Origin of the sequence: Pseudoalteromonas citrea (assembly GCF_000238375.3) — a bacterium.
Taxonomy (GTDB): Bacteria; Pseudomonadota; Gammaproteobacteria; order Enterobacterales; family Alteromonadaceae; genus Pseudoalteromonas; species Pseudoalteromonas citrea.
Genome location: NZ_AHBZ03000022.1, coordinates 38,875 through 55,122 on the forward strand (window position 1 = coordinate 38,875; position 16,248 = coordinate 55,122).

A 16,248-nucleotide genomic window follows, 5' to 3' on the forward strand; every position below is an offset into this window, starting at 1 on the left:
GGTGAAAATAACTGACACAGCGGTTAAAAGACCCGTTTTCGCCATTGTTATTAATTTGCTACTGCTGACCTTCGGTATCGTGGCATTCAGTATGCTGCCATTGCGCGAGTATCCCGACATCGAAACTCCCATTGTCAGTGTCAGCACTGACTATACAGGGGCATCAAGTGAGGTCGTTGAAGCAAAAATAACACAGGTGCTTGAAAATCGAATCTCGGGGATTGAAGGGATTAAAAGTATTAACTCTTCGAGTCGAAATGGTCGCTCCAATATTACCATCGAATTTAATATTGATAGGGATATAGATGCGGCGGCAAATGACGTTAGAGAGCGAGTATCACGTGCATTAGATAGGTTACCCGAACAAGTAAGACCACCAGAGGTATCTAAGTCAAATTCAGATGAAAGTCCAATCGCATGGTTTGTACTAAACAGCGACAGTATGAATACGTTGCAGCTATCTGACTACGCTCAGCGTTTTATTGTCGATAGACTGGCTGTAGTAGACGGCGTTTCCAATGTTAGGATCGGTGGCGAGCGACAGTATGCTATGAAAGTATGGCTAAACCGACAAGCAATGGCAGCCAGAGGCGTTACCACTAGCGATATAGAACAAGTATTGCGTCGAGAAAACGTAGAACTACCTGCTGGTGAAATTGAATCACTTGATAGAGATTTTGCAGTGCGTATTGCACGTAGCTATAAAACCCAAAATGATTTTAAAAACCTCGTTATTAAACGCGGTGAACAGGGCTACTTAATTAAGCTTGGAGAAGTCGCAGAGGTCATTTTAGAAGCCGCAGATGATGAAAGTACCTTTCGTGGCAATGGTAAAAATATGATTGGTCTTGGTATTGTCAAACAAGCGAAAGCCAACACCTTAGATGTGGTTGATAACGCACGCCAAGAATTAGAAAAAATAAAACGCAACCTGCCTGAAGGCACCACAATACAAGACAGCTACGATTCGTCTATTTTTATTAGAGAGTCAATTACGGAAGTATACCGTACACTGGCAATTGCAATGGCACTGGTTGTAGCCGTCATATTTTTATTTTTAGGCACTATTCGCGCCACTTTAATCCCTGCAATTACAGTGCCTGTAGCATTAATTGCCACCTTTATGTTTTTATTGGCGATGGGTTATTCCATTAACTTGCTCACCCTGCTCGCGCTTGTACTGGCAATAGGATTAGTCGTTGATGATGCCATCGTCATGTTAGAGAATATTCATCGACGCATAGAACTGGGAGAGCCCCCACTTCTTGCCGCTTATCGTGGCGCAAAAGAGGTAGGATTCGCCATTATCGCGACTACATTGGTACTCATCTCAGTCTTTGTGCCATTGGTATTTATGGATGGTCGAATTGGCGCATTGTTTACAGAGTTCGCCATGGCTGTCAGTGCTGCGGTGCTATTTTCTAGTATTACTGCGTTAACGCTTGCGCCCGCTTTATGCTCAAAAGTCCTCAAGCCAAGCACTTCAAATAATAAATTCAGTCAATGGATGGACCGCCAATTTGCGCGTTTGGAACAAGGTTATCGCAATACCTTATTAGCTAACTTAAAACGTCGCTATAGTCTTATTGTGGTCTTGATACTGGCAGGTTTCACTAGCTTTAGCCTATATAAACAGATCCCCTCGGAACTGACCCCTAAAGAAGACCGAGGTACATTCTTTGTTATGATGAATGGCCCTGAAGGGGCTAGCTATGAAAATAACGAACAAAACATGTCACAAATTGAGCAGCGCTTGTTACCTTATGTTGATGCTGGCGAGCTTAGTAGAGTATTAGTGCGTGTGCCGGGCTGGGGTGGTCAAGGTGGCGTCGCCATCATTGGTATGCCTGACTGGGATGAACGAAAGCGCTCAACTTGGGAAGTGATGGGTGAGATCAGTACAAAAATGCGTGAAGTCACGGATATTAGGGCCTTTGCCATAATGCGCCGTGGTATCGGTGGCGGTGGTCAGTCCCGTCCTATTGAGTTTGTACTTCAGGGCAATGATTACGCCGAACTATCCCAATGGAGAGACCGGATCATAAAACGCGCGCAAGAAAATAAAGGTCTAGTGCGCCTTGATCATGATTACAAAGAAACCTTTCCACAGTTTCTTATTCACATAGATAAAACCAAAGCCGCAGATTTAGGTGTATCTATAAGTGATATAGGGAATACGTTAGAAACAATGCTAGGACAACGCCGCATTACCACCTTTATCGACCGTGGTGAAGAATATGACGTCATCTTAAAAGGCACTAAAGCTGATTTTAGTGGACCCAATGATATCGCCAACATTTTTGTTAAATCACGCACAGAACAACTGATCCCGCTAGACAGTCTTATTAATATTAAAGAAGAGGCGACCGCGTCTAGGCTTAATAGATATAACAGAATGCGTGCTATCACTATCACAGCAAACCTCGCCAATGGCTATACGCTAGCTGAGGCACTCGCATTTTTAAACACCATCGCAGCAGAAGAAAATGACATCGATGGAGCCGTTGATTATAAGGGCGAGTCACAGCTGTTCTATGAAGGCGCTTCAGCAATGACCTATGTGTTTATTCTCGCCTTAACAGTCACGTTCTTAGTACTTGCCGCCCAGTTTGAAAGCTTTGTGCACCCGCTTGTGATCATGCTCACAGTGCCACTCGGCCTAGTGGGTGCTATGTACGGCTTGTACCTAACCGATAGCTCACTCAATATTTATAGCCAAATCGGGATTGTCATGCTAATTGGCTTAAGTGCTAAAAATGGCATCCTCATTGTTGAATTTGCCAATCAATTACGTGATAAAGGCGTTGCCTTCGAACAAGCAATTGTGGATGCATCTGTACAACGCTTAAGACCGATTATAATGACCTCACTTACCACTGTAATGAGTTCAATCCCGCTAGTAATGGCTGTCGGTCCCGGCTCTGAGAGCCGAATGGTGATCGGTGTGGTTGTATTTGCAGGTGTCAGTATCGCCACATTATTAACGCTATTTGTGATCCCGTGTGCTTACAATCTATTCTGTAAAAACACCCAGTCGCCTGAGTTCTTAGCGCAAAAGCTAGAACAGCAGGCCTCAACAACTAAAGAGATACAACATGACTAATATACACATTGCGACGTTCGGTGGAGGCTGTTTTTGGTGTATTGACGCGGCATTTCGCCGTGTCAAAGGAGTAACCTTAGTAAGCTCAGGCTATACGGGTGGTCATTTAGATGCGCCAACTTATCAAGCAATATGTCAAGGGGATAGCGGTCATGCTGAAGTGGTCAAAATATCTTTTGATCCAACAGTCATTGAGTACGAAACATTACTAGAGATGTTTTTTACGCTGCATGATCCAACGCAGTTAAATCGTCAAGGGAATGATGTGGGTACGCAGTACCGTAGCGTCATCTACTTTCATGACGAAGCGCAGCAGCTAAAAGCACACGCAATGATCTCTGCACAGCAAACACATCATAACGCACCGATTGTGACAGAGGTGAGCCCCTCAACAACGTTTTATCCCGCTGAGGACTACCATCAAGACTACTTCAATGAAAACCCTCAACAAGGGTATTGCAGTATCTTAATTGCACCCAAAATAGCCAAGTTTGAGCAAGTATTTAGAAGCTGGATTATCGGCTAATTTATTAAAGTGTGCTCGAGCGCTACGCACACATACCTGAGTGCATAAAAGAGGCGAGTAATTACTCGCCTTTTTAAAAAATATTAAGCCCGTACGTTTTGTGCCAGTTAAAAACGTACTGTTGCACCTACATAAGCTTGTCGGCCCAACGAGGTATACCCCAATACATTACCATTACTCGCATATCCAGTGGCTGCAGTAATATAATCTTTACCGGCAATATTTTCTAATCTCGCATTCAAGGTTAACCCATCAAAAAGCTTATAATTAGCGCCTAAGTTAAACACTGTATACCCTGCAAGGGTTGTCGCCTTAGACTGGCCTAAATTCGAATCATACAAGTTAATTGAAGGGCGTGATGAGCGATACTGCATGGCAAGATTCACATCAAGCTTGTCCCATGAACGTGCCACAGTGTAATTGAATGACTCAGAAGGACGGCGAACAAGCTTTTCGCCCGTTGTGCCATCTTTAGCGTCTAAAAATGTGGCATTGATACTATGTTCAAAACCGAAAGCACTCACGTTTGCAGACAACTCCACCCCTTCCATCGTGGCTTTATCCACATTGTAAGGAATGTATTTCCCAGAATCTGCATCATATTGATTGCTGATCAAGTTATCTATTTTGTTCTGAAAAACAGCAACATCATATCGGCCCCAACGCGTTGACAATGACATGCCAATTTCATTATTGGTTGCCTCTTCAGGTTTAATATTAACGTTCGGTAAATACCATGGGCTTTGCGCTACAAAGGTATTCGTCAGTGAAGGTGCTCTAAAAGCTGTGCCATGATTTACTCTAAACGTCACATCTCGATGAGGCTTAACACCAAAAGCGGTAGTATAAGTATTTGCTCTACCATGATAATCATAGTCATCAGAGCGTACTACCACATTTGCTAACCATTTATTATCATCATAAAACCCACCTAAGAATATCGCTTGATTATCTCGCTGTGTTTCACTGAAAGTGGCTGTAGAACCGCCAAGATCTTCAGTCAAATAGTTAAACCCACCGCTAAACTGAGTTGTTTCATTTAGCCTGTATAAAGTACGATATTCAGCTTCTGCACGCTCAGTGCTGTAAATATCATGCTTAGGTGTACCCGTTTGAATGTTCTCTTCTTGCGAGACACCTACTGAGGCTGAGTGTTCAAATTGACCTAACTTTTTCTGCCACGCTATTCTGCTGCTATAGTTTTCAAAATCATAGGCGTCATTACCCCATGCATTGTCATACTCAGCATCGCCTTCACTGTATTGCACAAGCGCATTAAACTGGCCTAATTCATCTGTATTTATCGTTAAGTTAAAACCAATATTTTGGTTATTGTAACCATCTGAATCATGATCTTTACCAATTGGTGCTACAGGGTCTTTTTCTTTGACGTCATAGCCTTTTGTATCTTCATACCCTAAGTTATAACCAAGGGTAATATTATCTTGGCTAAATTCACCCGCTTGCTGATAATTCACATAGTTGTGACTACCACTCGTTAGCGTAATTTCATGCTGAGTTGCTTGGCGTGTAATAATATTGATCACCCCAGCCATCGCATCAGAACCATAAATCGCAGCACGCGCCCCTTTTACAACCTCAATTCTCTCGATGCTGTTTACAGGTATATTCGAGAAGGAAACACTGCCTGAGTTCGCGTCACTAATACGTACCCCATCAACCAATACTAAGGTATGTTTTGTCGCTGCGCCTCGAACAAATACACTGGCCTGTTGACCAAAGCCACCGTTACGTACTACATCAATGCCAGCTACCGTGTTTAATAAAGAAGGCAAATCACGGATGTTGCTGCTTTCTATTTCTGCACGCTCAATCACATTGACCGTAGCAAGCGTGTTATTAATTGATTGTTCAAATTTATTTGCTGTTACCGTAATACGTTCAATATTTTCGGTAGATGAGCTTTGTGCTGACGCAGAAAAAGAGAGCGCAGTCAAAATTGCAGCGCTTAGTGCGGATTTAGCTAGCATTGTTTCCCCTTACTCATACCCACCGTACAAGTAATAATTAGTAAATGAATATCAAGGCCGGTCTCCGGACTTTGCTTATAAAGCATTACCGTTGCGGGGGCAGTGTTGGACTTAAACCAGTACATGCATTTGCACCAACTTCCCGATTATCTTAGCAAGTTTATTCACATTAACTGTGTAATATGAAAATCATAGAAACTTATTAAGCACCTTGAAAAGAGCCGTTATTGTGCGAATTTTGAGGGGAAATGTCAATGGACGTCTAGAAATCTAAAAACCAAAAGTTCATACGTAGAGTCGATAATTTGATGGATAAGCATAAACTTTGTAAATAAAAGTGGTACAGCTTGGTACCACTAAATAGTCATTAATCGCGGAAGTTTTTAAACTGGAAAGGCTGCCCTAAATCAGCAGTACGCACTACTTGCATCGCTTCTTGTAAGTCATCGCGCTTTTTACCTGTTACACGCACTTCTTCACCTTGAATCGCCGCTTGCACTTTAATTTTGGCATCTTTAATCGCTTTAACGATTTTTTTCGCCATCTCTTTTTCAATACCTTGCTTTAAAGCCACCTTACGCGAAACATGCTTACCAGCACGTTCAATGTCTTTTAACTCTAAGCTAGCTACGTCTAAGCCGCGTTTTGATGCTTTACTTGCTAAAATATCAAACAATTGCATAACTTGTGGATCAGCTTCTGCTTTCAAAGTAATGGTTTCATTTGTCAGCTCGATAGAGGCATCAACACCACGAAAATCATAACGAGTTTCTAATTCACGCTTCGCATTATCTACTGCATTTTGCGCTTCTGTAATTTCAATTTCTGACACAATGTCAAATGATGGCATAGTAAATCTCCTAATATTTATGCTGCAATTATATCAACCTAAAATAAATTTTGGACAACTTTTTATATTCACCCAACAGCCAGTTTTCAGTGATATACTGACTTCACTCTTTTACACACGAACAACCCAGGAAGTTTTGTGACCAGACGTATTTATCAACTTGTTTTGCTTATTACCTTGGCTATCTGTACTGCGCTTTTTGCGAAAGAAATCCAACACTCAGGCATACGGATAGAACACCTTGATAAAATTGCTCACTTTGGCATATTTTTTATACTTGCTTTTATTATGCACCACGCCTTTAAATGGCCAATGTGGTTACAAATAACCTTGCTCGCAAGTTATGGCGTGGGTATTGAATTAATGCAAGGTATGCTGCCACACCGTCAAGCCTCATTTGCAGACTTTATCGCTGATGTCCTTGGCGCTGTTAGCTATTACGCCAGCTATATTTTATGGCGTACTTGGCGTGGTAACAAATATGGCTAATCTGCATATTGTGGGCGCCGGTGCTATTGGCCTATCGCTTGCCAATGCTTTAGCGTATCACCATCACACAACCTTGCTAGTCAGGCGCGGCTATAACACACCTTTTTCATTCTATAACGGTCAAAAAACCCATAGCATTCCTGTCAAACACATCAACATGAATGCGTTACAAAAAGATATACTTGCCATTCAAAATTGTTTTATTTGTGTAAAAGCATATCAGCTACAAAGCGCATTTAAGTCTGTTTTACCCTACTTAACAGCGCACGCAAATGTCTTTATTAGTCATAACGGTATGAGTGAACTAAATGAGTTTGAGCAGCATTTAGGCGCAGATCAAGGGCTGTTCTTCGTTAGTACATCAATGGGTGGGTTAAAAATAAATGATACAACCGTACAGGAGACTGGCGCCGGAGAAACCTATGTTGGTGCTTGTAATAAAGTAGCTCTGGAGCGATTAGCACACAATTACAGTACGTTTTTTTCTTCGCACATACCACACAGTAAAACCCATCACAATATTGAACAACTGAGATGGCAAAAACTACTTGTGAACGTCGCTATAAATCCTTTATCGGCTATTCATCAGATAAAAAATGGTCAACTTCGTCAGCCAAAATACGCAAGCACTATTCTACAGTTATTAAATGAAGCCTGTGCAGTAGCACGTGCAGATAAAGTACATTTAGAACTTAGTGAAGCACTTGCCAATGCCTATCAAGTCATGACCCTTACTCAAAATAATTCGTCATCTATGGCGCAAGACGTCTTTCATAATAGAGAAACTGAAATCGACGCAATTTGTGGCTATATCACACGCAGAGGTGTTCATCATGGTATTCACACTCCGTACAACCGAAGCATGCTTGAGCAATTATTAAAAAGTCATAGTTAACATATAATACTGAGCCGTACAGCTCAGTATTATATAAGTACTTGCGCTTTATTCAGGTTTGTATACTTTAACGTTCATAAAGCCATTCTCATGAAGGATAAGCGCTTGTAGTTGACTCATCACACCCTTTTTACAGTACAGGTAATATTCTTTGTCTTGCGGTAAATCTGCAAACTTCGTACTTAAACGGAAAAAAGGTAAATGCTCGACATCAACCCCTTCAACCTCTAATGGGTCTGCATCTTCTTCATCAGGTGAACGAATATCAAGGATCACACCATTTTCTGGCAATTGACTGGCTGACTCAGCCTCTTTTACTTCTTCTTTTGCTTCTGTCTCAATCTCTCTAATGTCTTTCACAGTGGCATTTTTAATCACTGTATCTAGCACATCAAAGTCAAATTTAGCCTCTTCGGCGATAATCGTTTCAAGTTTGGCTTTAACTGTGGGTTTTTTCGAAATAACCCCACAATACTCAGGCATTGCTTCAGCCATTTCAATGGTGCCTATCTCGCGCGCAATATTGATAATTTCGGCTTTGTCATGTTGGATCAAAGGACGAATGATTAGCGTCTCAGTGACACGGTCAATCACGTTCAAGTTTGCCAATGTTTGGCTTGATACCTGACCAATGCTCTCACCTGTAACAAGTGCTGGAATGTTTAAACGCTCAGCCACTTGACTACCGGCACGCATCATCATGCGCTTAAGTACCACACCCATTTGGCCGTTTTCCACATTCTCTAAAATCTCAGCAACCACAGGTTCAAAATCGACGGTAATAAATTTTACTTTGTGGGTAGAGCTAAAACGATTCCATAAAAAATGACTCACTTGCTTCACGCCAATCTCATGTGCAGCACCACCTAGATTGAAGAATAAGAAATGCGTACGCGCCCCTTTTCTCATCATTTGATAGGTAGCAACACCAGAGTCAAAGCCACCAGAGATAAGCGATAATACATCTTCTTGAGTTGGTAATGGAAAACCAGCAATACCATAATGTGTATGCGTCACAATATAGGCTAAGTCGCCTTTTATCTCGATCTTAACAGTCACTTCAGGCTTACTTAGCTTAACGCGCGCGCCTTCAACATGCTGATTTAAGCCACCGCCAACATAACGCTCAACATCTGAAGAGGTAAATTCGTGATCGCCTCTGCGCTTTACTCGTACACAAAACGTTTTATTTGCAATACTATGCCCAGCTAATTCAAGCGTGCGCTGATAAATATCATCTAAGCCATCAAATGCTGTTTCCTGCACTTCAATAAACTGCACAATACCCGGCACTCGTTTTAAGTTATCAACAAATTGCTCACGTATATCCGCATTAGCACTTTGACTTTCAACCGAGATATTGTCCCAATTATTTTTTACTTTTACATTTTCATCAATCCGACGCAAAATGATTTTGATATTTCTTTCAAGCACTTGTGTAAAGCGCTTACGAACGGACTTGCTCTTGATTGCAATTTCAGGATGCAATTTGACGATAAATTTAAGCATAGAAACAACTCTTTAGACTGGGCGATCGCACGCCGGGACAACTGGCGCGCGATTATAGCAAATTTCTCCCCGACTAGGAAATAACCACTTAAATAAAACGAGACTATTACGCTATGCTTGGCAGCGACTCATCAGCAAGCTGCTGATAATGTGCCTGTAACACGCTAATTTTCTGCACACTCAGATCAGTACAGTATGGCTTAAATAACATGAGCACTTTAACAATGCCATTGTAGATATCTTGTTGTTCAAGCACTCCTGTTAATCGCCTCGCTTTAACATAAGGTGTCCAAAAGCTGACCGTCATTTTTAACATGTGAGCCACTTCAACCGCATCTTCATCTGTAATATCAATGACCTTACTGGTTCGTAAACCAATAACAACAGAGCGTACTTGTTCAAATAAATCGGCCTGAAATGAAATATAATCTTTTTTCAACACCTCATCTTTGGCCAAAATATCAGTCAAATTATCGTAAAAGAAGTGATATCGCCACATCAACTCAAATAGAGAATCTAAATATTTAGTCAGTTGTTCTAGTGGTTCAAACTCTGTATTCAATGGCTTAAAGTGCGTACTCAAATGTTCACGATACAGAGTAAAAATATTGCGAATGATGTCCTCTTTGTTTTTAAAGTGATAATACAAGTTTCCTGGGCTTATCCCCAAATTAGAAGCAATGTGATTGGTTGTTATCGCCCGTTCCCCATGTAAATTAAACAAAGCAATACTGGTACGAATAATTTTTTCCTTGGTATTCATATCCTGTTCTCTCTAACACGCAAATTTTTATAATATAGGTAAATTACTACACGCTAAGTATAGCTAAATAGAATAACTGAAAATAGCACAATCAGTTTTAGATATAAGCAATATTACATCTAAGCAGACCAGTGAAATTTTCATGGAACACTGTTAACATAACCAAAATTCCATTGAACACACTGATTTTATGAAAGTGACCGCCTTATATCCTGGTACATTTGATCCATTAACCAACGGCCACGCTGACCTTATAAAGCGCGCAGCAAAAATGTTTGATGTAGTCATACTTGCCATTGCGCATAATCCAAATAAAAAGCCATGCTTCACATTAGATGAACGCGTAGAGTTAGCAACACAAGTACTTGCTCAGCATAACAATGTGAAAATCATTGGTTTCTCAGGATTGCTGGTCGATTTAGCTAAAGAGCAAAATGCCGAAGTATTGATCCGCGGGATCAGGGCGGTCTCTGATTTTGATTACGAGTTTCAATTAGCCAACATGAACCGAAGATTAAACCCCAATTTAGAAAGTGTTTTCTTGACCCCTTCTGAAAGGAACTCGTTTATTTCATCTACGTTGGTAAAAGAAGTCGCACTACATGGTGGCGATGTCAGTGAATTTGTTAGCCCTATAGTATCAAACGCCTTAAAGGAAAAATTACACGGATGAAGTACACTCCGCTCTCTATTGCATTCTGTATAGTCGCAAGCACTCAAGTCAAAGCTAGCCCTTGGATAACCCATGATCAGGTGGCTTTAAAGCACTCTATTGATTTACTGGTAAGTCACAACATAATAAATCGCCCTGTAAACCAGTATCCTTTGCTATGGCAAGGTATAGTACAAGACATTGCCGCTATTGATGAGACAAGCCTAACACCGCAATCCCACTTTGCATTGCAGCACTTAAAGCATGCATTACAACAAGCAAAACGTGCACAATATTCAAGTGTCAAAGCACAATATAATAGTGAGTCAGACTTACCCAATGGGTTTGGAGAGCGCCATGCTGCGCGTTCTGGTTTAAATACATACAGTATCATTACTGGCGCAAATGTGAGTGCCAAATTGAATGTGAACTACACCCATGACGCACAAGATAAGAAACATGTGAATCATCATGGCAGTCACCTCGCTATACTTTACGGAAACTGGGCCCTGAGTGCTGAGCGATTAAGTTACTGGTGGGGGCCTGCCAATGAAAATGCACTGCTCCTTTCAAACCATGCGGCCCCAATGAAAGCACTGCGCTTGAGCCGTGCTAATAGCAATTATGAAGGCCCCAACTTTTTATCTTTTGTTGGCCCTTGGCAAGTAACCGCAATAGCCGCTAAACAAAAACCATTACTAACACGCACCGAGGAAGGTGACTTTTGGGGGATCCGTTTATCAAGCACCCCGATTGCAGGCCTAGAGCTGGCATTTAATAGCGCCCACAGTGATTTTGTGTATACCCAGTTAGACTCAGTTAATAAACCAGAACAGACAACAAAAACACGGCTCACGAGTATCGATTTTAAGTATTCAACCACCCTGCAAAACCAACCCATCTCTGTTTATGGTGAACTTGCTGGAAACAATGACAATGGTATTTCGTCACAGCATAACAACTTCACATTGGGTGCAGAGACTTTTTTTGGTGACGTTGAATCCCGCACTAAAGCCTATCTAGAATACAGTGATAGCACCACAAATTGCCAAGCTCAGCAGGTCAGCTTTCAATGTAATTTTGACAATATAAATAGCGGTTCTGATTATACTGAACGAGATCTCTGGTTAGGCGCAGCAATGGGCCCTCAAGCTAAAAGCATCACACTTGCTGCTGATCACTATCAAATGTCAGGTGTTGGAGGGTACGCAAAGCTAAAGCATATCGACTTTGAGCACACACAGACCAAGCGTATATTGTTAGAAGGCGGCTATCAACAAGGCTTATTCAACGGGCTCGCTAAGTTAGGAGTGACGGTTTGGCAAGATGATAATACGCAAACAGAGAGTGACGTAGAAAGTGCTGTAAAAGTCAGCTGGGAGTTTCAGTTTTAGGTTCAAGTAAACACTCAATATCGTTAAGATCATAAATAAAGCAAGTAGGTTAAAATGTAGATCCTACTTGCTCTTCGTCATCGCGTTATCAGTTACTGTGTGGCCGACGTTCTGAATATTTTGTGTTGCAATCGGACTAGCCATAAAAAATCTCTATTCACTATCAAAACACACACAATTATAATATCGATCGTGTTGATTCCAACTGAGAAGAAATCCCAAAACCACCAATGCTCAGGCTTTCCGAGTAAGACCAAATCGGTATATAGGCTTAAAAATAATAAAATATTGATTGTTAAACCAGCAAATACATATTTAACTGCGCAACTATATGTTAATGAAAAACACTTATGAATTATTACAATAAAAGCAATGGTCAACAAATCATAAATAGCCCACTCTATGTACAATATTGATGTTGCATTGGTTAAGTCAATCAGGTGGTTACTTATAAAGTATGATGTAGCCATAACTCCGGAAGCTAATAACAAGGAAGCTTTCTGACTAAGTCCTGATACATAAAAAAATAAATTAAGTAAAAAGCTCAACACCATCCCGATAACAATAACGGTGTCAAAATGTAAGCCTAGTTCCGATAACGTATAAATGGCATGTACCTATTAAATTTTACTCTTTGGAAGAATAATTGCACCGCCCCCACGACCTCCAGAAACAGTACCTAAAAAAATAACACTCAAAACCTTATCAGATAGTACTTCTGAATTACCAGCCTTTTGCGATGAGTTTCTACTTTTTAATAACGATTTAATTACTTTTATCATGATTTTCCCTCAGTTTCGATGGCTATTTCATGACACTCCATGCCCGAAGTGTCAAAAAACCTCTACCATTGAAATTAAGCAAACATCAAGCCAGAATGTTAAATAAATTAACAAAAGCACTCACAATACGCCAACAATACCATTAATTGGTATAATATAAATTAAATACAACCATGGAAATTACGCTACATATTTACAAGATATAAAATTAGTAGCCTTAGAAGTTAGCATATACTCCATTGCCACTTCATCACAATTGTCTTTTCTTAAACACAATTCACAATCTTTCATTACCTTTTCAGGTAAACTCTCTTTAGTGCAGTCAGTAAATCCCTGCTTTGTAAAAAAGCCAGGCACTCTGGTTAACACAATGATCCGATGCAATGCCAACTTTTTCGCTTTGCTCAACAAATAATCAACCAACTGCTGCCCTTGCCCCTTTGCACTCACCTCAGGATTGATCCCTAATGAGCGGATCTCCGCTAATCCAGTATCATAAATATACAAAGAGGCACAGCCTGTGACTTTGCCGTCGACTTCTGTGACTGCAAACTCATTTATAGAGTGCACCATATCACTTTTTGCCCTTGGTAAATTCTCACCCACTTTGGCCCAATACTGCACTAAGCCCGCTATAGCCTCGACATCATTTAAGGTTGCGTCCCTTACCGTAATTTGGCGTTTTTTTTTCGCTGTCTTAATCGCACCACTTACTTGCGGCAAAGATGTGCCACCTAATGCTTGCCGGGCGGCAATACAGGCGTCAATTTCTAAAACAGGATACACATCCTCTTCTATCACACTGCATACAGCTTTAAATTCATCTAGCGCCAGTTGCTCTAGATTTACTTGCTTTTCAATCGCTACCTGTACTAACTGCCCTACAATATGGTGCCCTTCTCGAAAAGGGATCCCCTTTGCTACTAAATAATCAGCAAGCTCGGTTGCATTAGCGTGTCCACCTTGAGCTGCAGATAAAGTGCGATCAGCATTCACCTTTAAACCCTTTAAACACGCTTGCGCCATATGAATGCATGCTAACCACGTTGGCATAGCATCAAACAGTCCCTCTTTGTCTTCTTGCATATCTTTATTATAAGCAAGAGGTAACGCTTTTAAGGTCATCATCATGGCACTAAATGCACCAAACACACGCCCTGTTTTCCCACGGATCAATTCAAGGGCATCTGGGTTTTTCTTCTGCGGCATTAATGAAGAGCCCGATGTAACATTATCAGCAAGCTCAATGAACCCAGCTTCACCGGAATTATAAAAAATTAAATCCTCCGCAAAGCGAGATAAATGGATCATAGAAATACTGGCGCAGCTTAACAGCTCAACCACAAAATCCCTGTCAGAAACTGCATCCAGGCTATTGCGTGATGCTTCACTAAAGCCAAGCTCACTCGCAAGCGCATGACGATTAATGGGGTACGCAGTGCCTGCTAATGCACCGCTTCCGAGAGGGCAAACATTTAAACGTTTTATTGCATCGCTCAAACGCGATTCATCACGCTCCAACATCTCTACATAGGCCATGCACCAATGACTAAAAAGTACCGGTTGAGCTCGCTGTAAATGCGTGTAACCTGGTAAAATGGTTCCTAACTCACGCTCTGCTGTGGTAATAAACTCGGCTTTCAACTCTCTAAGAGCACTGAGGATTTGCCCTGCAGTTTCACGGCTCCATAATCTAAAGTCAGTAGCAACTTGATCGTTACGGCTACGCCCCGTGTGCAACTTTTTCGCCAAGTCTCCTACTTTTTCAATGAGCTTTGCTTCAACATAAGAATGAATATCTTCATACCCCGCAGTCGCAACACTTTGTGGGTTTTCCTGTACTTCCACATGCAGCTGCTGCAACGCAGTCACTAACTCACTATGCTCTGTATTTGATAACACATTTACTTGCTTTAGCGCCCCAGCCCATGCAATTGAACCAATAATATCTTGCTCTGCCATTTGATAATCAAATGGCAGAGAATCATTAAATTGTTTAAATGCAGCGTCAGGGCCTGTTGAAAACCGGCCACCCCATAATGCCATTGCTATTCTCCGAACTCAGTACTATTAACTCAACTATTTAGACGTCTTATTTAAGGTTGCGATTCTACTTGATAATGAAAACAACCGAATGAACCCTTCTGCATGTGATTGGTCATAGACATCGTCATCACCAAATGTGGCAAAATCTTCACTGTATAAACTATTTATCGATTGCTTTTGTACCGCCTGTACCTGACCTTTATAAAGCTTCAATACCACCTCGCCCGTTGCCAATTCGCAAAGCGCTTCAGCACCAGCCAAAATAGACGCCTTAAGTGGCGTAAACCAACGACCGTCATAGACCAAGTGTGCAAACTCACTACCCAACGTTTCTTTCCACTTGCGGCTAGATTTATCTAAAATGAGTTCATCAATCGCCTGCAGTGCAGCCATCATGACAGTGCCGCCCGGTGTTTCGTAACAACCACGGGATTTCATACCAACCAAGCGGTTTTCTACAATGTCGACGCGCCCCACACCATGTGGTGCTGCAATATGATTAAGCTGAACCAAACAGTTATAAGGACTATAACGCTCGCCATTTACAGCTACTATCTGACCTTTTTCGACAGAGACCGAAACAAATTCAGGAGTATCCGGTGCTTCCTCAGGCGAATTTGTCATAGTCCATACTTGATCACTCGGTTGATTCCAAGGATCTTCAAGCTCGCCACCTTCATGAGAGATATGCCATGCATTGGCATCACGGCTATAAATTTTTGTGGCTGATGCAGCACATGGAATGTCACGCTCAGCAAGGTAATCAAGTAATGATTCGCGACTGGTCAAATCCCATTCACGCCATGGCGCAATCACCTCAAGATCTGGTGCTAAAGCGGCAAAGCAAGCTTCAAAACGAACTTGATCATTCCCTTTGCCTGTACAGCCATGCGACAGTGCATCGGCACCCACTTTACGCGCAATTTCAACTTGCGCTTTAGCAATGATAGGTCTGGCCATAGAAGTACCTAATAAATAGGTCCCTTCATAAATAGCGCCTGTTTTTAATGTTGGGTAAATATACTCGCTAACCATTTCGTCTTTAAGGTCTACGACATAACATTCAGATGCACCCGATGCGATTGCTTTCTCTTCAACACCGGCAAGCTCATCTTCGCCTTGGCCTACATCAGCAACAAATGCAACAACTTCACAGCCATAGGTTTCTTTCAACCATGGTACAATAGCCGATGTATCTAACCCGCCAGAATATGCCAATACGATCTTTTTAAATTTACTCATGATTTT

General features: G+C 41.5%; 13 protein-coding genes and 1 riboswitch. Of the genes, 6 read left to right on the plus strand and 7 right to left on the minus strand.

Annotated features, from left to right (window positions below; translation table 11 throughout):
• Position 1 precedes the first annotated feature (1 nt).
• The gene (locus PCIT_RS14710) at positions 2-3,103 is read left to right on the plus strand and encodes an efflux RND transporter permease subunit (RefSeq protein ID WP_010364089.1); all 3,102 of its coding nucleotides are present in this window, start codon (positions 2-4) and stop codon (positions 3,101-3,103) included.
• Positions 3,096-3,629 (plus strand): peptide-methionine (S)-S-oxide reductase MsrA, encoded by a 534-nt coding sequence (gene msrA, locus PCIT_RS14715; protein ID WP_010364091.1) that lies wholly within the window; start codon positions 3,096-3,098, stop codon positions 3,627-3,629. Before PCIT_RS14710 ends, msrA begins: the two co-directional genes overlap by 8 nt.
• A gap of 107 nt (positions 3,630-3,736) precedes the next feature.
• On the opposite strand, the gene PCIT_RS14720 is transcribed toward msrA, so the two are convergent.
• Together PCIT_RS14720 and PCIT_RS14725 are read right to left on the minus strand one after the other, a co-directional pair.
• On the minus strand, positions 3,737-5,620 hold the full coding sequence (locus tag PCIT_RS14720) for a TonB-dependent receptor domain-containing protein (protein WP_010364093.1): 1,884 nt from the start codon (positions 5,618-5,620) through the stop codon (positions 3,737-3,739).
• A gap of 38 nt (positions 5,621-5,658) precedes the next feature.
• A riboswitch (cobalamin riboswitch) is annotated at positions 5,659-5,807 on the minus strand.
• 180 nt (positions 5,808-5,987) lie between these two features.
• Entirely contained in the window at positions 5,988-6,470 is a 483-nt protein-coding gene (locus PCIT_RS14725; protein ID WP_010364095.1) for a YajQ family cyclic di-GMP-binding protein, read from the minus strand.
• 138 nt (positions 6,471-6,608) lie between these two features.
• Here PCIT_RS14725 and PCIT_RS14730 point away from each other — a divergent pair, with 138 nt between their 5' ends.
• Positions 6,609-6,959, plus strand: a complete 351-nt coding sequence (locus PCIT_RS14730) for a VanZ family protein (RefSeq protein ID WP_010364097.1) — start codon at positions 6,609-6,611, stop codon at positions 6,957-6,959.
• Positions 6,952-7,854: a ketopantoate reductase family protein gene (locus PCIT_RS14735; protein WP_010364099.1), complete on the plus strand. Its 903-nt coding sequence runs from the start codon at positions 6,952-6,954 to the stop codon at positions 7,852-7,854. The genes PCIT_RS14730 and PCIT_RS14735 overlap by 8 nt, the downstream gene beginning before the upstream one ends.
• A 48-nt stretch (positions 7,855-7,902) precedes the next feature.
• Here PCIT_RS14735 and thiI read toward each other — a convergent pair whose 3' ends face one another.
• Together thiI and PCIT_RS14745 are read right to left on the minus strand one after the other, a co-directional pair.
• The gene (gene thiI, locus PCIT_RS14740; protein WP_010364101.1) at positions 7,903-9,363 is read right to left on the minus strand and encodes a tRNA uracil 4-sulfurtransferase ThiI; all 1,461 of its coding nucleotides are present in this window, start codon (positions 9,361-9,363) and stop codon (positions 7,903-7,905) included.
• 106 nt (positions 9,364-9,469) lie between these two features.
• Positions 9,470-10,126, minus strand: a complete 657-nt coding sequence (locus PCIT_RS14745) for a TetR/AcrR family transcriptional regulator (RefSeq protein ID WP_010364103.1) — start codon at positions 10,124-10,126, stop codon at positions 9,470-9,472.
• Positions 10,127-10,316: 190 nt separating this feature from the next.
• On the opposite strand from PCIT_RS14745, the gene coaD reads away from it, so the two are divergent.
• Together coaD and PCIT_RS14755 are read left to right on the plus strand one after the other, a co-directional pair.
• Positions 10,317-10,799: a pantetheine-phosphate adenylyltransferase gene (gene coaD / locus PCIT_RS14750; protein WP_010364104.1), complete on the plus strand. Its 483-nt coding sequence runs from the start codon at positions 10,317-10,319 to the stop codon at positions 10,797-10,799.
• The gene (locus PCIT_RS14755) at positions 10,796-12,172 is read left to right on the plus strand and encodes a capsule assembly Wzi family protein (RefSeq protein WP_010364105.1); all 1,377 of its coding nucleotides are present in this window, start codon (positions 10,796-10,798) and stop codon (positions 12,170-12,172) included. The genes coaD and PCIT_RS14755 overlap by 4 nt, the downstream gene beginning before the upstream one ends.
• A gap of 620 nt (positions 12,173-12,792) precedes the next feature.
• Here PCIT_RS14755 and PCIT_RS14760 read toward each other — a convergent pair.
• The 3 genes from PCIT_RS14760 to PCIT_RS14770 form a co-directional block, all read right to left on the minus strand.
• A complete protein-coding gene (locus tag PCIT_RS14760) occupies positions 12,793-12,954 on the minus strand; it encodes a hypothetical protein (RefSeq protein ID WP_157592818.1) in 162 nt (53 codons plus the stop codon).
• A 180-nt stretch (positions 12,955-13,134) separates the two neighbouring features.
• The gene (gene argH / locus PCIT_RS14765; RefSeq protein WP_010364109.1) at positions 13,135-15,000 is read right to left on the minus strand and encodes an argininosuccinate lyase; all 1,866 of its coding nucleotides are present in this window, start codon (positions 14,998-15,000) and stop codon (positions 13,135-13,137) included.
• A gap of 33 nt (positions 15,001-15,033) precedes the next feature.
• The gene (locus tag PCIT_RS14770) at positions 15,034-16,242 is read right to left on the minus strand and encodes an argininosuccinate synthase (protein ID WP_010364112.1); all 1,209 of its coding nucleotides are present in this window, start codon (positions 16,240-16,242) and stop codon (positions 15,034-15,036) included.
• Between the last annotated feature and the right edge of the window lie 6 nt (positions 16,243-16,248).